The sequence below is a fragment of the Pseudomonas sp. Irchel s3h14 genome, from assembly GCF_900187425.1.
Lineage (GTDB): Bacteria > Pseudomonadota > Gammaproteobacteria > Pseudomonadales > Pseudomonadaceae > Aquipseudomonas.
The window spans coordinates 411,966-432,955 of record NZ_FYDJ01000002.1 but is presented as its reverse complement, the minus strand read 5'-3'; the positions used below and the strand labels follow the sequence as shown (position 1 = coordinate 432,955).

Annotated in this window: 16 protein-coding genes; 9 read left to right on the top strand and 7 right to left on the bottom strand. The window is 59.2% G+C overall.

The window, feature by feature from the left end; all coding sequences use genetic code 11:
• Window positions 1–6: 6 nt before the first annotated feature.
• Window positions 7–1,413 carry a glutamate--ammonia ligase gene (gene glnA / locus CKW16_RS05525; protein WP_046045568.1) on the bottom strand — a complete coding sequence of 469 codons (1,407 nt, stop codon included), beginning with the start codon at window positions 1,411–1,413 and terminating at the stop codon, window positions 7–9.
• A 330-nt stretch (window positions 1,414–1,743) separates the two neighbouring features.
• On the opposite strand from glnA, the gene thiI reads away from it, so the two are divergent.
• Together thiI and typA are read left to right on the top strand one after the other, a co-directional pair.
• Entirely contained in the window at window positions 1,744–3,198 is a 1,455-nt protein-coding gene (gene thiI / locus CKW16_RS05515) for a tRNA uracil 4-sulfurtransferase ThiI (protein WP_095127550.1), read from the top strand.
• Between the two features lie 139 nt (window positions 3,199–3,337).
• A complete protein-coding gene (typA, locus tag CKW16_RS05510) occupies window positions 3,338–5,158 on the top strand; it encodes a translational GTPase TypA (RefSeq protein ID WP_095127549.1) in 1,821 nt (606 codons plus the stop codon).
• Between the two features lie 235 nt (window positions 5,159–5,393).
• Here typA and CKW16_RS05505 read toward each other — a convergent pair whose 3' ends face one another.
• A complete protein-coding gene (locus tag CKW16_RS05505; protein ID WP_008149447.1) occupies window positions 5,394–5,837 on the bottom strand; it encodes a YkgJ family cysteine cluster protein in 444 nt (147 codons plus the stop codon).
• 254 nt (window positions 5,838–6,091) lie between these two features.
• Here CKW16_RS05505 and CKW16_RS05500 point away from each other — a divergent pair, with 254 nt between their 5' ends.
• From CKW16_RS05500 to CKW16_RS05480, 5 genes are all read left to right on the top strand, one after another.
• Window positions 6,092–8,542: a glycogen/starch/alpha-glucan phosphorylase gene (locus CKW16_RS05500; protein WP_095127548.1), complete on the top strand. Its 2,451-nt coding sequence runs from the start codon at window positions 6,092–6,094 to the stop codon at window positions 8,540–8,542.
• A 214-nt stretch (window positions 8,543–8,756) separates the two neighbouring features.
• Window positions 8,757–12,329, top strand: coding sequence for a DUF2339 domain-containing protein (locus CKW16_RS05495; RefSeq protein WP_095127547.1), 3,573 nt, complete (start codon window positions 8,757–8,759; stop codon window positions 12,327–12,329).
• Window positions 12,326–13,699: a DUF3999 domain-containing protein gene (locus CKW16_RS05490; protein ID WP_095127546.1), complete on the top strand. Its 1,374-nt coding sequence runs from the start codon at window positions 12,326–12,328 to the stop codon at window positions 13,697–13,699. The genes CKW16_RS05495 and CKW16_RS05490 overlap by 4 nt, the downstream gene beginning before the upstream one ends.
• A 300-nt stretch (window positions 13,700–13,999) precedes the next feature.
• Window positions 14,000–15,010, top strand: a complete 1,011-nt coding sequence (locus CKW16_RS05485; RefSeq protein ID WP_056741101.1) for a class 1 fructose-bisphosphatase — start codon at window positions 14,000–14,002, stop codon at window positions 15,008–15,010.
• A gap of 3 nt (window positions 15,011–15,013) precedes the next feature.
• A complete protein-coding gene (locus tag CKW16_RS05480) occupies window positions 15,014–15,616 on the top strand; it encodes a DUF924 family protein (RefSeq protein ID WP_095127545.1) in 603 nt (200 codons plus the stop codon).
• A gap of 13 nt (window positions 15,617–15,629) precedes the next feature.
• Here the strand turns inward: CKW16_RS05480 and CKW16_RS05475 are convergent, their stop codons facing one another.
• The 4 genes from CKW16_RS05475 to CKW16_RS32255 form a co-directional block, all read right to left on the bottom strand.
• Window positions 15,630–15,962, bottom strand: coding sequence for a type II toxin-antitoxin system RelE/ParE family toxin (locus CKW16_RS05475; RefSeq protein ID WP_095127544.1), 333 nt, complete (start codon window positions 15,960–15,962; stop codon window positions 15,630–15,632).
• On the bottom strand, window positions 15,959–16,231 hold the full coding sequence (locus CKW16_RS05470) for a type II toxin-antitoxin system Phd/YefM family antitoxin (protein WP_095127543.1): 273 nt from the start codon (window positions 16,229–16,231) through the stop codon (window positions 15,959–15,961). Before CKW16_RS05470 ends, CKW16_RS05475 begins: the two co-directional genes overlap by 4 nt.
• Before the next feature lie 209 nt (window positions 16,232–16,440).
• Window positions 16,441–18,333 carry a methyl-accepting chemotaxis protein gene (locus CKW16_RS05465; RefSeq protein ID WP_218244036.1) on the bottom strand — a complete coding sequence of 631 codons (1,893 nt, stop codon included), beginning with the start codon at window positions 18,331–18,333 and terminating at the stop codon, window positions 16,441–16,443.
• A 100-nt stretch (window positions 18,334–18,433) separates the two neighbouring features.
• A complete protein-coding gene (locus tag CKW16_RS32255) occupies window positions 18,434–18,586 on the bottom strand; it encodes a hypothetical protein (RefSeq protein WP_176471518.1) in 153 nt (50 codons plus the stop codon).
• Window positions 18,587–18,616: 30 nt separating this feature from the next.
• On the opposite strand from CKW16_RS32255, the gene CKW16_RS05460 reads away from it, so the two are divergent.
• On the top strand, window positions 18,617–18,871 hold the full coding sequence (locus CKW16_RS05460) for a lipoprotein (RefSeq protein WP_046052167.1): 255 nt from the start codon (window positions 18,617–18,619) through the stop codon (window positions 18,869–18,871).
• Between the two features lie 31 nt (window positions 18,872–18,902).
• The gene (locus CKW16_RS05455; protein ID WP_095127541.1) at window positions 18,903–19,472 is read left to right on the top strand and encodes a lipocalin family protein; all 570 of its coding nucleotides are present in this window, start codon (window positions 18,903–18,905) and stop codon (window positions 19,470–19,472) included.
• 129 nt (window positions 19,473–19,601) lie between these two features.
• Here CKW16_RS05455 and CKW16_RS05450 read toward each other — a convergent pair whose 3' ends face one another.
• On the bottom strand, window positions 19,602–20,966 hold the full coding sequence (locus tag CKW16_RS05450; protein WP_095127540.1) for a formimidoylglutamate deiminase: 1,365 nt from the start codon (window positions 20,964–20,966) through the stop codon (window positions 19,602–19,604).
• Between the last annotated feature and the right edge of the window lie 24 nt (window positions 20,967–20,990).

The following is a 20,990-nucleotide window of genomic DNA, read 5'->3' as shown; positions in this document are numbered from 1 at the left end:
ACTGGATTAGCAGCTGTAGTACAGCTCGTATTCCAGTGGGTGTACGAAGGTACGTACTTTGATTTCTTCTTCGCTTTTCAGAGCGATGTAAGCGTCGATGAAGTCGTCGCTGAAAACGCCGCCTTTGGTCAGGAACGCACGACCTTTGTCCAGCTCTTCCAGGGCTTCTTTCAGGCTGCCGCAAACTTGTGGGATCTCTTTCGCCTCTTCAGGCGGCAGGTCATACAGGTTTTTGTCAGCGGCGTCGCCAGGGTGGATCTTGTTCTGGATACCGTCCAGGCCGGCCATTACCAGGGCAGCAAAGGCCAGGTACGGGTTAGCTGCCGGATCCGGGAAGCGAGCTTCGATACGGCGAGCGCGAGGGCTGGACACGTAAGGAATACGGATCGAAGCGGAACGGTTGCGAGCCGAGTAGGCCAGCATTACTGGAGCTTCGAAACCTGGGACCAGACGCTTGTAGGAGTTGGTCGACGGGTTGGTGAAGCCGTTCAGTGCTTTACCGTGCTTGATGATGCCGCCGATGAAGTACAGAGCGGTGTCGGACAGGCCGGCATAGCCTTCGCCAGCGAAGGTGTTCTTGCCATCTTTGGCGATGGACAGGTGAACGTGCATACCCGAACCGTTGTCGCCGTACAGAGGCTTAGGCATGAAGGTCGCGGTGCGGCCGTATGCATCAGCAACGTTGTGTACGCAGTACTTCAGGGTTTGAACTTCGTCAGCCTTGGCAACCAGGGTGTTGAACTTCACGCCGATTTCGTTTTGGCCAGCAGTTGCCACTTCGTGGTGGTGAACTTCGATGACCAGGCCCATTTCTTCCATGGCGTTGCACATGGAGGTACGGATTTCGTGGTCGTGGTCGAACGGCGGAACCGGGAAGTAGCCGCCTTTGACGCCTGGACGGTGGCCTTTGTTGCCGCCTTCCACGTCCTGGTCGGACATCCACGAACCTTGTTCGGAGTAGATCTTGAACATGGAGCCGGAGATGTCAGACTTGAACTTCACTTCGTCGAAGATGAAGAATTCAGGCTCTGGACCAACAAATACGGTGTCGCCGATACCGGTCGACTTCAGGTATTCCTCGGCACGCTTGGCGATCGCACGTGGGTCACGGTCGTAGCCTTGCATGGTCGAAGGCTCGATCACGTCGCAAACCAGGATCAGGGTTGGCTCTTCGGTGAACGGGTCGAGAACGGCAGTGCTGTCGTCCGGCATCAGGATCATGTCGGAGGCTTCGATGCCTTTCCAGCCAGCGATGGAGGAACCGTCGAACATTTTGCCTTCTTCGAAGAAAGCTTCATCCAGCGCGTCGCGAGCCGGCATGGTCACGTGGTGCTGAGTGCCTTTGGTGTCAGTGAAGCGCAGATCAATCCACTTGACGTCATGATCTTTGATGAGTTGAACCGACTTCGACATAGTGTCCTCCGGGTGGCTTCGGGCTTAGTAGTGGATGCCCTTAGAATGTGGGTGATGCCGGCGCGAATACTCTGCCAAGGCAACCTGCCTCACAAGGGAGCAAATTGCATGCCAGTGCCCCACCATGGGTTTTTTGCCCCAATTTCACGCTTATAAAGGTGCAAAGCGGAGCAAAGCAGGAAATAGCGCCCTGTAATGTGGCGTCAAATTCAACAAATGACCTGTTTTGGTGCGTGCAAAACCTTCTGCACATTAACTGGTTAAACCTTGAGCAATTTCCGCTATAATCCGCGCCCCCCTTTTTCGGCTGGCCCAGCGCGCGCTGTTTTCATGAAACTAATCGTAAAAGTCTTTCCCGAGATCACCATCAAGAGCCGCCCGGTACGGATGCGTTTCATCCGCCAGTTGGCCAAAAATATCCGTACCGTGCTCCGCGACCTGGACCCGGCTGTGGTGGTGAACGGTGTGTGGGACAATCTCGAGCTGGAAACCCGCGTCAGCGAGCCCAAAGCCCTCAAGGAGATGACCGAGCGCCTGAGCTGCATGCCGGGCATCGCGCATTTCCTGCAGGTCGATGAATACCCGTTGGGCGACTTCGACGACATCGTCGCCAAGTGCAAGCAGCACTTCGGTGATGCGTTGGCCGGGAAGATCTTTTCGGTGCGCTGCAAGCGTGCCGGCAAGCATGAATTCAGTTCGATGGACGTCGAGAAATACGTCGGCAGCCAACTGCGTCGTCAGTGCGGCGCCGCCGGAATCTCGCTGAAAGAGCCGGAAATCGAAGTTCGCCTCGAAATTCGCGACAAACGGTTGTTCGTGATCCACAACCAGCACAACAGCATCGGCGGTTATCCGCTGGGTGCCCTGGAACAGACGCTTGTGCTGATGTCCGGCGGCTTCGATTCCACCGTCGCTGCCTACCAGATCATGCGCCGCGGGCTGATGAGCCATTTCTGCTTCTTCAATCTGGGCGGACGAGCCCATGAACTGGGCGTCATGGAAGTCGCGCACTTCATCTGGAAGAAGTACGGCAGCTCCCAACGCGTGTTATTTGTGAGTGTGCCTTTCGAGGAAGTACTGGGAGAAATTCTCGGGAAAGTCGATAACAGTCATATGGGCGTAGTTTTGAAGCGTATGATGTTGCGCGCTGCTTCCCGTATTGCCGATCGGCTGGAGATCGAAGCGCTGGTCACCGGCGAAGCGATTTCCCAGGTGTCGAGCCAGACGCTGCCGAACCTGTCCGTGATCGACTGCGTGACCGACAAGCTGGTCTTGCGTCCGCTGATCGCCAGTCACAAGCAGGACATCATCGACCTGGCTAACGAAATCGGTACTGCCGACTTCGCCAAGCACATGCCGGAATACTGCGGGGTCATCTCGGTGAACCCCAAGACCCACGCCAAGCGTCCACGCGTGGAGTACGAAGAACAACAGTTCGACATGGCAGTACTTGAGCGTGCGCTCGAGAACGCCAAACTGGTGCCGATCGATCGCGTGATCGACGAATTGGGCCAGGACTTGCAGATCGAAGAAGTCAGCGAAGCGCTGGCTGGTCAGATCGTCATCGATATCCGTCATCCGGATGCCGCTGAAGATGACCCGCTGGGCCTCGTTGGCATTGAGGTACAAACGATGCCGTTTTATGCATTGAACGCTCGTTTCAAGGAACTGGACCCTACTCGCCAGTACCTGCTGTATTGCGACAAAGGCGTGATGAGTCGCCTGCATGCCCACCATTTGCTCAGTGAGGGGCATGCCAATGTGCGCGTTTATCGACCGAGCTAAGAGCCCGGGGCTGTATGCCTGTGGCCTGCGTCACCGGCCCCCCGACTCTGCCGTCAAGCTGTAACGGCAAGGCCTGACTCTACTGTAAATCGCTGCCAAGACTTGTCAGCACACCGAATCCTCTGATCGAGATACACAAGTGATCGAAAATCTACGCAACATCGCCATCATTGCTCACGTTGACCATGGTAAGACCACCCTGGTAGACAAACTCTTGCGTCAATCCGGCACCCTGGAGCGCAACGAGCTCAACGACGAGCGCGTGATGGACTCCAACGACCAGGAGAAAGAACGCGGTATTACCATTCTGGCGAAAAACACCGCCATCAACTGGAACGGCCACCACATCAACATCGTGGACACCCCGGGCCACGCCGACTTCGGCGGCGAAGTTGAACGCGTAATGTCGATGGTTGACTCCGTTCTGCTGCTGGTTGACGCTCAAGACGGCCCTATGCCGCAAACCCGTTTCGTGACCAAGAAGGCTTTCGAAGCCGGCCTGCGTCCAATCGTGGTCATCAACAAGGTTGACCGTCCAGGCGCGCGTCCGGACTGGGTTCTGGATCAGATCTTCGACCTGTTCGACAACCTGGGTGCTACCGAAGAACAGCTGGACTTCAAAGTCGTCTACGCCTCGGCCCTGAACGGCATTGCCGGTCTGGAACACACCGATATGGCTGAAGACATGACCCCGCTGTACCAGGCGATCATTGACCACGTACCGGCTCCAAAAGTTGACCGTGACGGTCCGTTCCAGATGCAAATCTCGGCACTGGACTACAACAGCTTCCTGGGTGTTATCGGCGTTGGCCGTATCGCCCGTGGTCGCGTCAAGCCGAACACTCAAGTTGTGGCTATCGACGCTGACGGCAAGCGCCGTAACGGTCGTATCCTGAAGCTGATGGGTCACCACGGTCTGCACCGTATCGACGTTGACGAAGCAGCTGCCGGCGACATCGTCTGCATCAGCGGCTTCGACCAGCTGTTCATCTCCGACACTCTGTGCGACCCACTGAACGTCGAAGCGATGAAGCCGCTGACCGTTGACGAGCCAACCGTTTCCATGACCTTCCAGGTTAACGACTCGCCGTTCTGCGGTCGTGAAGGCAAGTTCGTCACCAGCCGTAACATCAAAGAGCGTCTGGACAAAGAACTGCTCTACAACGTTGCTCTGCGCGTTGAAGAAGGCGACTCCGCCGACAAGTTCAAAGTCTCCGGCCGTGGTGAGCTGCACCTCTCGGTACTGATCGAAACCATGCGTCGCGAAGGCTTCGAAATGGGTGTTGGTCGTCCGGAAGTGATTATCCGCCTGGTTGACGGCGTCAAGCACGAACCGTACGAAAACGTGACCATCGACCTGCCAGAAGAATCGCAAGGTTCGATCATGGAACAGATCGGTATCCGTAAAGGCGACCTGACCAACATGGTTCCGGATGGCAAGGGCCGTGTGCGCCTTGAGTACAACATCCCGGCTCGTGGCTTGATCGGTTTCCGTAACGAGTTCCTGACCCTGACCTCCGGTGCAGGCATCCTGACCTCGATCTTCGACCGTTACGACGTGATGAAGTCCGGCGACATGTCCGGCCGTCAGAACGGCGTGCTGGTTTCGGTTGCTACCGGTAAGGCTCTGACTTACTCGCTGGAAACCCTGCAAGCTCGCGGCAAACTGTTCCTGGGTCACGGTGAAGACGTGTACGAAGGTCAAATCGTCGGCATCAACAGCCGCGACAACGACCTGGGCGTTAACCCAACCAAAGGCAAGAAGCTCGACAACATGCGTGCTTCGGGTAAAGACGAAACCATCGCTCTGGTTCCGCCTATCCGTTTCACCCTGGAACAAGCTCTGGAATTCGTTCAAGAAGACGAATTGTGCGAAGTTACTCCTAAGTCCATCCGTCTTCGTAAGAAGATCCTGGGCGAAAGCGAGCGTACCCGCGCTGCCAAGAAAGCCGGTAACTGAGTTTCGACTTAGTTAGCTGCTAAAAAAAACGCCCCCGACCGCAAGGTCGGGGGCGTTTTTGTTTGTCTGGCTGTAGCAGCTGTCGAGCCTGCGAGGCTGCGTTCGGCTGCGCAGCAGTCGTGAAATCAAACGCTGCGGTGCATCATATAAATCGTATTTTCCGGCCTGCGACTGCTCCGCAGCCGAACGCAGCCTCGCTGGGGCTCGACAGCTGCTACGGGGAATCGAGGCGGCTTTAAAACTTCTCGAGGGTCCGACGGCTCTCGCTGGTCTCGCGCGCCACTTCTTTCGGCTTATACGCGCAATACCCCGGCCGCGGCCCGATTTTCGGGTGGTTGCGGCAAGTATCCGGGCGCTTTTCATAAATAGTGCACAGACGGCTCTTACGATCCAGGTACAGGCAATCGTTGTTGCTCATGCGCTGAAGGGTGAAGATCTCGGACTTCTGGTTGTAACGCTCGACGATCCCTTCCTTTTGCAAACGCTTGGCGATGTTCTTCGGCGGCTCGCCGCGCTCGAATTCATCGACGATGCCGATACGGATCAGATCCTTGATCTTGACCTCGACCGGCAGGGTGCAGCAGCTGGAAACGCACGAACCACACATCGGGGCGGAGTACTTGGCCCAGGTATCGAGGCGATCGATCTCCGCGGCGGCGATCAGGTTGGACTTCATCATCGGTTGTTACCAGCGTGCATCAGGGCGCGCGATCATACCGGGACTGGTGGATTTTTGAACAACCTTTCGCCAGAATTTTTCGTATTCCGCCCAATAACACCTGTAACCCGGCACGGCCCCTGCATTCTTTCCGGTGCGCGGCAAGGTAATGTCGATCTAACTCACACTAACGGGAAAAACTGCCGAACCAGAGTTCCAACGGCCTGTCAGACCGTCTAGGCTCAACTACTCCACGCTCGCTCGAGGTCCTATCAATGACTCAAGAACCACTTGTTCGCGAAGCAGAGGTGGCCGCATTCCGCGACGCCGTCTTGACCAAACTCACCTACGCGGTGGGCAAAGACCCGGATCACGCCTTCGACCACGACTGGTTCGAAGCCATTGCCCTGGCGGCGCGCGATCACATGGTCGAGCACTGGATGGATCACACCCGGCAGATCTACCGCAAAGGTCAGAAGCGGGTTTATTACCTCTCCCTCGAATTCCTGATCGGCCGTCTGCTCTACGACAGCCTGAGCAACCTAGGCCTGCTCGACGTCGCCCGCGAAGCCATGACAGAACTCGGCGTCGATATTGAACGCATCCGCCTGCTGGAGCCCGATGCGGCCCTGGGCAACGGCGGCCTCGGTCGTCTGGCCGCGTGCTTCATGGAAAGCATGTCGACCCTCGGCATTGCCGGGCACGGTTACGGCATTCGTTATGAACACGGCTTGTTCCGCCAGGCCATCGTCGACGGCTGGCAGCAGGAACAGACCGAACACTGGCTGGATTTCGGTAACCCTTGGGAGTTCGAACGACCAGAGGTCGTTTACCCGATCGGCTTCGGCGGCAGCGTCGAAACCGTCACCGACGAAACCGGCAAGTCCAAGCAAGTCTGGACGCCAGCGGAAACTGTTCGCGCAATTGCGTATGACACACCGGTCGTCGGCTGGCGCGGGGCGAGCGTCAATACACTGCGCCTGTGGCGCGCCCGGGCCATGGAAGATTTGCACCTGGAACGCTTCAACGCCGGCGACCACTTGGGCGCCGTAGCGGAAGTCGCCCGGGCCGAAAGTATTTCCCGGGTGCTTTACCCGGCGGACAGCACCGAAGCCGGCCAGGAACTGCGCCTGCGACAGGAGTATTTCTTCGTCGCCGCGTCCTTGCAGGACTTGCTGCGTCGTCATCGCAACATGCACACCTCGGTCCTGACCCTGGGCGATCATGCCGCGATCCAGCTCAACGACACCCACCCTTCGATTGCCGTGGCCGAATTGATGCGGCAACTGGTCGATGTCTATGACGTCGCGTGGGATGCGGCATGGCAAGTCACCGTCGACACGCTGTCCTACACCAACCACACGTTGCTGCCGGAAGCGCTGGAAACCTGGCCGGTCGGTTTGATGGAGCGGATGTTGCCGCGGCACATGCAGATCATTTATTTGATCAACGCCCAGCACATCGATTCGCTGCGGGCCAAGGGTATCCATGACTTCGAGGTGCTGCGCGCGGTATCGCTGATCGAGGAAGACAACGGTCGCCGCGTGCGCATGGGCAATCTCGCGTTCCTTGGCTCCCACAGCGTCAACGGCGTGTCCGGCCTGCACACGCAACTGATGCGCAAAACGGTGTTCTCCGAACTGCACAAACTCTATCCGGACCGGATCAACAACAAGACCAACGGCATCACGTTCCGCCGCTGGCTCTACCAGGCCAACCCGGAGCTGACCTCGATGATGGTCGACGCCCTCGGCCCGGATCTGCTGGACAACCCCGAAGAGCGTTTGCTCGGCCTGGAACCGTTCGCCGAGAAAGCCGCGTTCCGCAAGGCGTTTGCCGAGCAGCGGCTGCACAGCAAGAAAGCCCTGGCGTACATCATTCACGAGCGACTTGGCGTTGCGGTCAACCCGGCGGCGATGTTCGACGTGCAGGTCAAGCGGATCCACGAATACAAACGTCAGTTGCTTAACCTGTTGCACACCGTTGCGCTGTATCAGGCGATTCGCGCCGAGCCGGAAATCGATTGGGTGCCGCGGGTGAAGATCTTCGCCGGCAAGGCGGCGGCCAGTTATCACCAGGCCAAGCTGATCATCAAACTGACCAACGACATCGCCCGGGTGGTGAACAACGACCCGACGGTGCGCGGTTTGCTGAAAGTGGTGTTCTTGCCCAACTACAACGTCAGTCTGGCGGAAAGCATCATCCCGGCAGCGGATTTGTCGGAGCAGATCTCCACCGCAGGCTTCGAAGCCTCGGGCACCAGCAACATGAAGTTCGGCCTCAACGGTGCGCTGACCATCGGCACCCTCGATGGCGCCAACGTCGAAATGTGCGAACGCATCGGCGTCGAACACATGTTCATCTTCGGCCTCAGCGCTCAGCAGGTTGAAGCGCGCAAACAGAACCATGAGTTCAATGCGACGCCGGATATTGCGGCATCCCACCGGCTGAATGACGTGCTGCAAGCGATTCGCGGCGGGGTGTTCTCGCCGGATGATCCTTCCCGTTACACAGGGTTGATTGATTCGCTGATCGACTACGATCGCTTCCTGGTCTGCGCCGATTTCGACTCTTACTGGGACGCGCAGATGCGCGTTGAAGCCCATTGGCACGATTCGAAGGAATGGTGGCGTTCGGCGGTGTTGAGCACCTCCCGGATGGGTTGGTTCTCGTCCGACCGGACCATTCGCGAGTACGCCACGGATATCTGGAAAGCTTTGGAGTAACTTTTAGCAATAATTGCGAGCAAGGCCCGACGGTTGTTGGGCCTGGCCGATATACTGAGCGTCAGTTTGCCGAATATTTCAGTGACCGCTGCGCGGTCAATCGCGGGCAAGCCTCGCTCCTACTGGGATCGCGTTCTTCTGTAGGAGCGAGGCTTGCCCGCGAAAGCGTCAGCGCAGACGCCACAAGGCAATGGGCCGCTTAGGGATATCGACCATGCAATGGATGTTCATGCTGATTGGGCTGGTGCTGGGCTGGGTACTCGACGAGTCGTTCAGCGATGCGCTGTTGGGCGCGCTGCTCGGGTTGGGTATTGGTCAGGCTATTCGCATTGGCCGATTGGGATCACAGGCCGCCGAGCAACGTAAGTTACTTGATCAGGCTCAGATCGCGCTGAATGCGGTGCAGCAACGGCTGTCATTGCTGGAAGTGTCAGGCGTCAAGACGCCGGAAACCCACGAACCCGCGCCGTCTCCTGAATTCACGCTCGACGAAATCCCTGCCGAGTCCCCGGAGCTGATCTGGGAACTCCCTCCCGAACTGGAACCGATCACCGCGGCCGCCGCCGAAGCGAGCCGTCCAGTGCCCGTCGATGCCTGGAAACCCGAACCGGTCGCCCGCGAACCGCAACAACCCGCCATCCCGCGAGGCCCGAACTTCATCGACCGCGCCATCAGCGGCGCCCGCAATTGGCTGTTCGGCGGCAACACCGTGCTGCGGGTCGGTGTGGTGCTGTTGTTTCTCGGCTTGGCCTTCCTGCTGCGTTACGCCACCGAAGGCATGGTGGTGCCGATCGAGTTGCGTTACGCCGGTGTTGCGGCGGCGGCATTGGGGCTTCTGGGGCTGGGTTGGTGGCTTAGAACACGCAACAGCCATTACGCGTTGATGCTGCAAGGCACCGGGATCGCGGTGTTGTACCTGACTGTGTTTGCTGCGATGCGCCTGCATCCGCTGCTCGATCCTACGGCGGCGTTAGGTCTGCTGGTCGCGGTGACGGTGTTCTCGGCGATCCTCGCCATCACCCAGGATGCCTTGGGCCTGGCTGCCGCTGCGGCACTCGGTGGTTTTGCCGCGCCGATCCTGACCTCCACCGGTGCCGGCAACCATGTCGCGCTGTTCAGTTACTTCGCCTTGCTTAACGCCGGCATCCTCGCCATCGCCTGGTTCAAGGCCTGGCGGCTGCTTAACCTGATCGGTTTCGTCGGCACTTTCGGCATCGGTTTCGCCTGGGGCCTGCGTTCCTATACCCCGGAACTGCTGTGGAGCACCGAGCCGTTCCTGATTGTGTTTTTCCTGATGTACCTGGCAATCGGTCTGCTGTTCGCCCGGCGCAAGTTGCTGGAAATGAGCGACGCACCCGAGGACGACAGTCGTGAAGCGCTGCTGCACTGGTCGGCGCGCAAGGGCGATTACGTCGACGGCACAATGCTGTTCGGTCCTCCGTTGGTGGGCTTCGGCTTGCAGTTCGCATTGGTCCAGCACCTGGAATTCGCCGCAGCCTTCAGCGCGTTGGCGTTGGGCATGATTTACATGGGCCTGGCGCGGTTGTTGATGGGCGGACGAGCGTTGCTGCTGGCGGAAACCTGTCTGGCGTTGGGTGTGATCTTCGCCAGCCTGGCGATTCCGTTGGGGCTCGATGCGCGCTGGACCGCCGCCGCTTGGGCCGTCGAAGGCGCCGGCATCTTCTGGCTTGGCCTGCGTCAGCAACGACCGCTGGCCCGAGCCTTTGCCTTGCTGCTGCAACTGGGCTCGGCGTTGGCCTTCCTCAGTGAACTGCGAATCGGCGAAAGCAGCCTGCTGGAAGGGGCACCGTTGGGCGCGCTGATGCTTGGCGTGGCATTGCTGTTCAGTTTCTACCAATTGCGCAAAGCCTTGCCCGAGCAGACGTCGGAATGGGAGCGCAAAGGACTGCCGGTGTTGGCCTGCCTCGGTCTGACCTTCCTCTATCTGCTGGCGCCGTTGTTCTTCTTCACTCACGGCACGGCGATCAGTTGGGCGCTGGCGGGGTTGGCGACCTTGTTTGTTGGCTTGCGTCTGCAATCGCGCACGTTCCTGTTCACCGCGTTCGCCGTGCAGTTGCTCGGCGGTGCGTTGTTCCTGCTGCGGCTGCAAGGTTCGAGCGGTGAGTCTGGCGCCGTGTTCAGTGCGGGTTGGAGCGGCCTGCTGAGCGCGTCGCTGATCGGTCTGGCGCTGATCGCTGGCATGTTGCTGGCGGCGCGCGATGAGATGGTCCGAAGCGACGTGCGATTGCTGCGCGGCTTGTCGGTGGTACTGCTGGCCGGTCTGGTGTTGATCAATCTGGCGGTGCTGTTCGTCCTGCCTTGGCAAACGGCGAGTGCGGTATGGGCGGCCAGCGGTTTGTTCATTATCTGGCTGAGTCTGTACCTGAAGCAGCGCGTGAGTTTTGTCTTCGGTCTGCTGTTGCAGGTGATTGGCGGCGCGGCGTTCCTGATGGCCGGGCCTGATTTGCTCGGACCGCTTGCGAGCGAAGGATTGAGGCCTCTGGCTCATAGCGGTTTCTGGACGCCGCTGGTGTTGGGTTTGGCCGCGATGGTTGGCGCCTGGCGTTTGCAGCTCGGCAATCATGCCTCGGCCTTCGATGTGCTGAGCTTGCAGCGTTTGTCCGAAGTTTTGCTGGTGTGGGGCGCGGCTTGGTGGGCGCTGGCGTGGGTTAGCGAAGTCCTGCGTTTTGCACCCTCGAATCTGCAAGCGACGTTGTTGCTGGCGGTCGCGGCTGTGAGCGTGGCGCTGTGGACAGTCTTGGCGCTGCGCCTGAAATGGTCCTCGCTGGGCTTGCTCTGCACCTTGCTGATGCCTGCGGCCGGTTTGGTGTTGCTGGCTGCGTGGCACTCGCGTTATCACCCGGCGGCCAATTTTGGTTGGCTGGTATGGGCGGCGGTGTTCGTTGTGCATTTCCTCTCTCTGCGGCGTCTGGCGCCGATGTTGCCGGCGCGCGCCCTCAGTACCGCGCACGTGCTCGGCTGCTGGCTATTGATCGGTGTGTTGGCCCTGGAGCTGCGTTACGGCCTGTTGCTGTTGTCCGAGCAGTACAACGCCTGGCGCTGGTTGGGTTGGGCGATTCTGCCGAGCCTGTATCTGGTGCTGATGGCGGCACCCCGTGTCTGGCCATGGCCGGTGTCGGCTTATTCGCGCGAATACCGCCTGTACGCGGCGGCACCGCTGGCGTTGCTGATGCTCGGCTGGTTCTGGCTGGCGAACGTCGTCAGCGACGGCACCGCCGAGCCGTTGCCTTACGTGCCGCTGATCAACCCGCTGGAGTTGGGTCTGCTGTTTGCGCTGTTCGGCGTCTACGTGTGGTCCCGCAGCGCCGTGACGCAACTGTCGATCCGCAAGGACTACCTGGATCACGCCACGCAACTAATCGCTGGCGCCTCGCTGTTTGTGTTCTTCACGGCCCTGGTGATGCGCGCTGCCCATCATTGGGGCGGTGTGCCGTTCGAACTGGATGCGTTGCTTGAATCCATGCTGGTGCAGGCCGGTCTGTCCATCGTCTGGACCTTGATGGCCCTGAGTCTGATGATCGGCGGCCATCTGCGTCATCGCCGCGAAGTCTGGCTGATCGGTGCGGCGCTGATCGGTGTGGTGGTGGCCAAACTGTTCTTTGTCGAATTGAGCAACCGCGGCGGACTCGCCCGGATCGTCTCGTTTATCGGCGTTGGTGTGTTGCTGTTGGTGGTGGGCTATTTCGCCCCGTTGCCGCCCAAGCGCGCCGAGGCTGTGCCGGAGGCTGAAAAACCGGCCCCGCAAACCGAAGGAGTGTCGTCTTGAGTCAGAAGCTGAACCTTGTCTGGTTGGGCGCTGTTGCGCTGGGTGTGGCGCTGTCGGCCAGTGCTCAGGAAAAATTGGCGGACTTCGCCACGCAGGTGCCGTTGTCGGTCAGCGGCGAAGGTCCGTGGTATCGCCTCGAATTGCCGTTGAGCGTGCAATTGAATGCGCGGCAAACCGATCTCAGCGATGTGCGCGTGTTCAACGCCGCCGGTGAGGCTCAGGCGTATTCCTTGGCGCGCGCGCCGGCGCAGACCAGCGACAACCGCACCCTGACCGACGTGAAGTGGTTCCCGCTGTACAACTCGGCGGAGTCCACCGAGCACGCACCGAGCGTGCGGGTGCAATCGAGCGCCAACGGCACGCTGGTCGAAGTGCAGCCGTCCAGTCAGCTGGAGGTGGGCGAAGAAATGCTGCGCGGCTGGTTGCTTGATGCCAGCAGCATCAAAGCACCCTTGCAGCAGTTGATCCTCGACTGGACCAGTGAGCGCGACGGTTTCCAGCGTTTCACCATCGAAGCCAGCGACGACTTGCAGCATTGGCAGTCGTGGGGCGAAGGGCAGGTGGCGCGCCTGACGTTTGCCGACGAGCGGGTCGAACAACATGAAGTCGCCTTGCCGGGTCAGTCGGCCCGTTATCTGCGCTTGCTGTGGAACACGCCGCAATCGGCACCGACATTGACCTCGGCGCAACTGCAAAGCGCCAAGACCCGCAGCCTGCCGCTACCGCTTGTCTGGTCGCAACCGCTGGCCGGCAGCAGCGTAAAGGCCGGTGAATACACCTGGCAATTACCCATGGGGCTGAATGTCGAGCGCTTGCAGGTCGAGTTGAGTCAGCCCAACAGTTTGGCGCCCGTGACCTTGTCCGGTCGTCGGGAAAGTAGTCTGCCGTGGCAGCCGCTGGGCAGCGGTTTGCTCTACCGCCTGACCCAGAGTGGCCAGGATGTGGTGCAGAACGAATTGCAGCTGTCGGGGCAAACCGTTCAGCAGTTGAAGCTGACGGTGGACGAGCGCGGCGGCGGTCTGGGGGCCGAGGCCCCGACTGTGCGGTTCGCCGTGCGCTCCATTCAATTGGTGTTCCTGGCGCGCGGAGCGGGGCCTTATACGCTCGCGCTGGGAAGTGCCACGGTGAAGGCGGCGAACCTGCCGCTGTCGACGTTGATTCCGGATTACAACGCTGCAAAGTTGGCGGCATTGGGCAAGGCAACGGTGGAGGGCGGTGCGGTGGCCACGCCAGCGTCGGCCGTGACAACGGCTGCACCGATGGACACCAACTGGAAGAAGTTCGGGTTGTGGGCGGTGTTGCTGCTCAGTGTTTTGTTTCTGGCCGCGATGGCGTTCAGTCTGTTGCGCAAGCCTGCTGCCAAATCCTGAAATGGCTGGCGCTGCGCGCCATTCGCGAGCAAGTCGGATCGCCGCACCGCCGCTCCCACACTTGATCTGTGTCGTTCAGAGATCAAATGTGGGAGCGGGCTTGCTCGCGAAGACGGAATATCAGGCAAGGAAAGTCTCGAAACTGCCACTCATCCTCCGCTCACATCTCCTGCGTTTCGAACTACGCTCAACCGGGCGCATGAACTCTATTGGGTGTAACACGTCTGATAGGAGGAAATGCGCCCCGACTCGCGTTAAACTGCGCGGGTTTTTAGCCCCCCCATTCCACCGGAGCCTTCCATGTCCCGCGTTACCCTGAGTCGCTATTTGATTGAGCAGACCCGTAGCAATAACACCCCTGCCGATCTGCGTTTCCTGATCGAAGTGGTGGCGCGTGCTTGCAAAGAGATCAACCACGCCGTGTCCAAAGGCGCCCTCGGTGGTGTTCTGGGCAGCATGGGCACTGAAAACGTCCAAGGTGAAGTGCAGAAGAAACTCGACGTGATCTCCAACGAGATCCTGCTCGAAGCCAACGAATGGGGCGGTCACCTGGCCGGCATGGCGTCCGAAGAAATGGACAACGCCTACCAGATCCCGGGCAAATACCCGAAAGGCGCGTACCTGCTGGTTTTCGACCCACTGGACGGCTCGTCGAACATCGATATCAACGCGCCGGTCGGTACTATCTTCTCGGTGCTGCGTTGCCCGAACGAATACCTGAGCCAAAACGAGCCCTTGAACGAAAAGGCTTTCCTGCAGCCAGGCACCGAGCAAGTGGCTGCCGGTTACGCGATCTACGGTCCACAGACCATGTTGATCCTGACCTTGGGCGACGGCGTAAAAGGCTTCACCCTGGACCGCGAAATGGGCAGCTTCGTCCTGACCCATGAAGACATCAAGATTCCGGAGTCCACTCAGGAATTCGCGATCAATGCGTCCAACCAGCGTCACTGGGAAGCTCCGGTACAACGCTACGTCGGCGAATTGCTGGCTGGCGAAGAAGGCCCGCTGAAAAAGAACTACAACATGCGCTGGGTCGCCGCGATGGTCGCGGACGTGCACCGCATCCTGACCCGTGGTGGTCTGTTCATGTACCCACGCGACAGCCGCGAGCCGTCCAAGCCGGGCAAACTGCGCCTGATGTACGAAGCCAACCCGATGTCGTTCCTGGTTGAACAGGCCGGCGGCGCTTCCACCGATGGCCATCAGCGCATCCTCGACATCAAGCCTGACGGCTTGCACCAGCGTGTCGCGGTGTTCCTCGGTTCGAAAGAAGAAGTTGAACGCGTCACGGCTTACCACAAGGAATAAACCATGACCTCGCCCTGGCAGCCGTTGCTCGAATGGTGGTTCGGAACGCTCGAATCCCCCAACGAAATAGCGGCTGACAAGGGCAAGTTATGGTTCGGCAAGCGCGACAGCCAGGACCTCGAAGCGCGCACGCGTTTCGGGGACTGGGTCGAGCAGGCACTGGCCGGCGGATTGACCGAGTGGGCGCAACGCCCCGAAGGTTGGCTTGCTCTGGTGCTGCTGCTCGACCAACTCCCGCGAATGATCTATCGCGACACTCCCAAATCCTTTTCAGGCGATCTCAGGGCTCAGGCACTGGTGGCGCAAGGCATTGCTGCGGATTTCGATCGGCAGTTGCGGCCGATCCAGCGAGTGTTCATCTACCTGGTGTTCGAGCACTGCGAGAATCTGGCGGTGCAGAACGAAGCGGTTTCGCGATTTATCGATCTGGTGGCGCAGCAACCTGAGGCTGATCGGGCGGTGTTTGCCGATAACCTGGATTATGCCGAGCGGCATCAGAAAGTGATTGCGCGGTTTGGACGGTTTCCGCATCGCAATGCGGTGTTGGGAAGGGAATCTACGGCTGAAGAGCTGGAGTTTCTGAACGGGCCAGGGTCGCGCTTCTAAGCACGCCCTGAACTTAGGGATTGCCTTGCAACAGTCGCTTCATCAGCAGTGTTGGCAAATTTTTCCGCGTATCGGCAACGATGTGGATGTAGACCGTTTGCTCTCGCACTTCATAAATGACGCGGTTCATTCCTGAGAGAATTTGTCGATACTGGCTGAGATTGAGCTTCTCGATTTCTTCCGGGATTGCCCCTGCATAGGGCAAGGACTCCAAATGGCGAATGGCAACCTTCAGGCTGGCATAGGTGCTTTGCCAGGTCTGGGCAGAGAAATGCTTGGTGAGATAGGTACGGAGTTCTTTTAGATCTGTTTCAGCTGACTGAAGAATGACGACCTTAAAACTCATTGATGGTCGACCCTGTCCAGCTCTGCAAAGACATCTTCGGCATCCCGAAATTTACCTTCTTCAATCTCACGATTACCCATCGCCAAGAGCTTTAACAGGGCCATGGTGTCTTCTTGTTCTTCAAAACTTTTCACATCCATGACCACGAGCTTGGCTTCACCATTTTGGGTGATGACCAAAGGCTCTCTGCTTTCTGTGATCGTTTTGACGATTTCGGCCGCGTGGCTTTTCAGGTAGCTGATCGGCTTGATTTGAGATGAAAGCTTCATGGAATGAGCCCCGCCAGATTAAGTAGGACCGAGTTTAGTCTTAATTCAGTCTTGCGTCAGGTTGTGCCGACCGGCGTTTGATCGTTCCCACGCGCAGCAAAGGAATGCAGCCCGGGACGCTCCGCGTCCCTTCCAGAGCCGAACGCGGAGCGTCCGTTGAGGCATTCCCACGCAGAGCGTGGGAACGATCAGTGATCAGCGCTCGGTAGTTAAATCCGGAAGCTTCCCACCAACTGCTTCAACCGCGCCGCCTGCTGCTCAAGGTCTGAACACGCACGCAACGTCGCCTGCAAGTTCTCCACACCTTCCTGATTCAGCGTGTTGATCTCGGTAATGTCGACGTTGATCGACTCCACCACAGCCGTCTGCTCTTCAGTCGCCGTGGCCACCGACTGGTTCATCCCGTCGATCTCACCAATACGCTGAGTCACGCTGCCCAGACGTTCGCCAGCCTGGTTGGCGATGCCGACGCTGCTTTCGCTCTGGCGCTGGCTGTCGGTCATGGTGATCACGGCTTCCCGGGCGCCGACTTGCAGTTCCTCGATCATCTTCTGCACTTGCTGCGCCGAATCCTGAGTACGGTGCGCGAGGTTGCGCACTTCGTCCGCTACCACGGCAAAACCACGACCGGCTTCACCGGCACGGGCCGCTTCGATGGCTGCGTTGAGTGCCAGCAGGTTGGTCTGCTGGGAGATGCTGGTGATCACTTCCAGAATCTGCCCGATGTTCACGGTGTTGCTGTTGAGCGTTTCGATATTGCCGCACGAATCGCTGATCTTCGCCGAGAGCTGCTGCATCGCCGCGATGGTTTTGTCCACGACTTGCTGGCCGTCTTCGGCCAATGCGCGAGCATCGCTCGAATGCTGAGAGGCGAGGGCGGCGTTCTGGGCGATTTCCTGGGCGGCGGCGCCCAGCTCGTTGATGGCGGCGGCGACGCTGCTGGTGCGCGAGGCTTGCTGGTCGGAGTTGAACATCGACGAGTTCGACGCGGCAACCACACGCAAGGCGACTTCGTTGACCTGGCCGGTGGCCGAGGACACTTCGCGAATCGAGGTGTGAATACGCTCCACAAAACGATTGAATGAGGTGCCCAGGGCACCGAATTCGTCCTGGCCGTGAATGGTCAGGCGTTTGGTCAGGTCACCTTCGCCTTCGGCGATGTCATGCATCGCGCGGCCCATGGTCAACAGCGGCTGCATCAGGAAGCTGATCAACATGCCCAGAAACGCGATGATGATCACCACGGCAATGACCATGGCGATGATCGCCGAGGTGCGGAACTCGCTGAGCATCGAGAACGCGGTGTCCTGATCCAGCACCAGCGCCACGTACCAGTCTGCCGAGGGCACACCGTTGACGTGGGTAAAGGAGATGAATTGAGTCTTGCCGCCGATCTCGACTTCTTTCATGCCCGGGCTGACTTTCGGCGCGCCGTTCGGGTAGGCGTCGGTCAGGCTCTTGAGTACCAGTTTGCTGTCCGGGTGAATCAGGATCTTGCCGTCGGCGCTGACGATAAACGCATGGCCGTGGCCGCCGAAGTTCAGCGAGTTGATGATCGCGCTGACGCTGGACAGGTCAATGTCTGCCCCGGCGACGCCGATCATTTGATTCTGATGTTTCACCGGCGTGGCGACAGTGATCACCAGTTTGCCGGATGAGGCGGCAATGTACGGTTCGGTGACGATGGTCTGCTGCGCGCCGTTGGCCGCCTTGTACCAGCCACGGGCGCGGGGGTCGTAATCCGCCGCACGATTGCCGGCCGGGACCGAGAACATCACGCCATCGGTGCCACCGAAGTAGCTCAGCTGAAAATTACTGGTGTAGGCGGGCAGGTCGATGGCGCGCTTGAGGTTGGCCTGGGCGCTGCCGTCCACCGCGATCTGCTGGGACAGCGATTGCAGCAACTGGATGCGGCTTTCCAGCCAGGTCTGAATGTTGCTGGTGGTCAGGCTGCCGAGTTCCTGCATCGAGGATTCGGTACTGCTGCGCAGGGTTTGCCGCTGGCGATAGTCGTTGAAGAGGATGAAACAAGCGAATGCAACGGCCACCACGAGGGCGGCAGCCAACAAGATCTTGTGGCTGAACTTCATGTTTCTGGTCATTAAATGAGCTACCGCGGAGAGGCTGGTCAACAAGGGGGCGTCAATTTGCCACAGTCGTGGGCATTGCGCTGCTTTTATGTCGACTGGCCGGCGTCAAAGATTAGGCGGATTTTGCGAAAACCGACGAAATACTCAATAGCGAAAGAAAGTTGCTGATTTTTCGCAACAAGGCAGACGAGCGGCCTGATAAATAGCCGGCCAGCCAGGGAACCAGACAGGGGTTTTCTCTTCTAAGCTTCAGCTTGGCAGCCATGCCATTCCCCTTCGTCCCAGGAGCTACACCATGTCGCTGCGTTCTATTGCCCTGCTTTCGTTCTGCGTGTTGTTGGCCGCGTGCAGCAAGGTTAATCAGGAAAACTACTCGAAGCTGTCGTCAGGCATGCCCAAGGCCGAAGTAGAAACCTTGTTGGGCAAACCCGCCGATTGCTCGGGCGCACTCGGCATGTCCAGTTGCACCTGGGGCGATAAGAACAGCTTTATCAGCGTGCAGTACGCCGGTGACAAAGTGCTGATGTTTTCCGGCCAAGGCCTGAAGTAATCCGGGGCTATGCGCCCACGGGAGAAAAACAATGAAACGGTTACTGATAGTCCTTTTAGCCGGCCTGGTATTGGCCGGCTGCGCCACGTCTGGCGTAGATCCGTTGGCACCGAAAACCGCCAATAGCGTCAATCTCAAGAAGTACCAAGGGACCTGGTACGAGTTGGCTCGTCTGCCGATGTATTTCCAGCGCAACTGCGCGCAATCCGAAGCCCATTACACGCTCAAGCCTGACGGCAAGGTGTTGGTGCTCAATCGCTGCTTGACGGCAGACTGGCAATGGGAAGAGGCCAAAGGCGTGGCCTGGCCACAGGATCCGGGCAAAACCGACAAGCTGTGGGTCGAGTTCGATACCTGGTTTTCGCGGCTGATTCCGGGTGTGGCGAAGGGAGAGTACTGGGTGTTGTACGTCAGCGATGACTACAAGACCGCCATTGTTGGCGATCCGAGCCGCAAGTATCTATGGCTGCTGTCACGGACCCCGACGGTCAATGGCGTAGTGCGTGAAGAACTGCTGAGCAAGGCACGTCAGCAGGGTTACGACACTACGCGGCTGATCTGGCGCGCGACCGATACGCAGATGGCCAAGACTTCGAACTGATTACTCCGCTAGTGATCGTTCCCACGCTCTGCGTGGGAATGCAGCCCGGGACGCTCCGCGTCCCAAAGCGGACGCAGAGCGTCCATTGAGGCATTCCCACGCAGAGCGTGGGAACGATCAGTGGGGGAGTTAGCCCAACAGATCGCGCAGGACTTGGGTGAAGGCGCGGTTACTTTCTTCTTCGCCCGCATGACGCCCGTCGCGCACAACCCACTGGCCATTGACCAGCACATCCCGCACCTGACGATCGCCACCGGCAAACAACCAACGATTGAGAATCCCGTCGCCACTGGCTGTCGCCAGGTACGGATCGTTGCCATCCAGCACCAGCCAATCCGCACGTTTGCCAACTTCCAGCGCACCAATTGGCTGACCCAGCGCTTGAGCCCCGCCATCCAGCGCCGCGTCGTACAGCGTGCGGCCAACCATCGGCTGATCCGCGCCATACAAACGATTACGCCGTTGGTCGCGCAGACGCTGGCCATATTCCAGCCAACGCAATTCTTCCACCACGCTCAAAGACACATGGCTGTCGGAACCGATGCCCATGCGCCCGCCCTGAGCGAGGAAATCCACCGCCGGGAAGATCCCGTCGCCGAGGTTGGCTTCGGTCGTCAGGCACAAGCCGGCGATGGCGCGACTCTTGGCCATCAGCGTGACTTCTTCCGGGTTGGCATGGGTCGCGTGAACCAGGCACCAGCGCTGATCGACCTCGGTGTTCTCGTACAGCCATTGCAGCGGACGGCGGCCGCTCCAGCTCAGGCAGTCGTCGACTTCCTTCTGCTGTTCAGCGATGTGAATGTGCACCGGGCACTGCTTGTCGCTGGCCGCCAGCACTTCGCTGATTTGCTGCGGTGTTACCGCGCGCAACGAGTGGAAACACAAACCCAGCGACTGCGCCGGTTGCTGCGCCAGGATCGGCTGCAAGCGCGATTGAAGCTTGAGGTAGTTTTCGGTGCTGTTGATAAAGCGGCGCTGGCCTTCGTTCGGGGCCTGGCCGCCGAAACCGGAATGGCTGTAGAGCACCGGCAGCAGGGTCAGGCCGATACCGGCGGAGCTGGCGGCCTGACTGATGCGTAGCGCCAGTTCGGCCGGGTCCGCGTAAGGCTGGCCGTTGGTGTCGTGGTGTACGTAATGAAATTCCGCGACCGAGGTGTAACCGGCCTTGAGCATTTCGATGTACAGCTGACGGGCGATGACGCCGAGTTGGTCCGGGCTGATTTTTCCGACGAGGCGATACATCAAATCGCGCCAGGTCCAGAAACTGTCATTCGGATTACCCGCCACTTCCGCCAGCCCGGCCATGGCCCGCTGGAAGGCGTGGGAGTGTAAATTCGGCATACCCGGCAGCAGCGGACCGCTTAGCCGTTCGGCGCCATCTGCGTTGGAATCGGCCTGGATATGGGTCAACACGCCATCGGCGCTGACCTCAAGACGTACATTGTTGGCCCATCCACTAGGCAGCAGTGCGCGTTCGGCAAAGAAGGCGGACATGGTTCAGCACCCCATCGTGTGTTA

Bases quoted from the DNA above. Each gene is read 5' to 3' on its own strand.
- glnA (WP_046045568.1), bottom strand. From the start codon at position 1,413: ATGTCGAAGTCGGTTCAACTCATCAAAGATCATGACGTCAAGTGGATT.
- thiI (WP_095127550.1), top strand. From the start codon at position 1,744: ATGAAACTAATCGTAAAAGTCTTTCCCGAGATCACCATCAAGAGCCGC.
- CKW16_RS05505 (WP_008149447.1), bottom strand. From the start codon at position 5,837: ATGATGAAGTCCAACCTGATCGCCGCCGCGGAGATCGATCGCCTCGAT.
- CKW16_RS05500 (WP_095127548.1), top strand. From the start codon at position 6,092: ATGACTCAAGAACCACTTGTTCGCGAAGCAGAGGTGGCCGCATTCCGC.
- CKW16_RS05495 (WP_095127547.1), top strand. From the start codon at position 8,757: ATGCAATGGATGTTCATGCTGATTGGGCTGGTGCTGGGCTGGGTACTC.
- CKW16_RS05485 (WP_056741101.1), top strand. From the start codon at position 14,000: ATGTCCCGCGTTACCCTGAGTCGCTATTTGATTGAGCAGACCCGTAGC.
- CKW16_RS05480 (WP_095127545.1), top strand. From the start codon at position 15,014: ATGACCTCGCCCTGGCAGCCGTTGCTCGAATGGTGGTTCGGAACGCTC.
- CKW16_RS05475 (WP_095127544.1), bottom strand. From the start codon at position 15,962: ATGAGTTTTAAGGTCGTCATTCTTCAGTCAGCTGAAACAGATCTAAAA.
- CKW16_RS05470 (WP_095127543.1), bottom strand. From the start codon at position 16,231: ATGAAGCTTTCATCTCAAATCAAGCCGATCAGCTACCTGAAAAGCCAC.
- CKW16_RS05465 (WP_218244036.1), bottom strand. From the start codon at position 18,333: ATGACCAGAAACATGAAGTTCAGCCACAAGATCTTGTTGGCTGCCGCC.
- CKW16_RS32255 (WP_176471518.1), bottom strand. From the start codon at position 18,586: ATGGCTGCCAAGCTGAAGCTTAGAAGAGAAAACCCCTGTCTGGTTCCC.
- CKW16_RS05460 (WP_046052167.1), top strand. From the start codon at position 18,617: ATGTCGCTGCGTTCTATTGCCCTGCTTTCGTTCTGCGTGTTGTTGGCC.
- CKW16_RS05455 (WP_095127541.1), top strand. From the start codon at position 18,903: ATGAAACGGTTACTGATAGTCCTTTTAGCCGGCCTGGTATTGGCCGGC.
- CKW16_RS05450 (WP_095127540.1), bottom strand. From the start codon at position 20,966: ATGTCCGCCTTCTTTGCCGAACGCGCACTGCTGCCTAGTGGATGGGCC.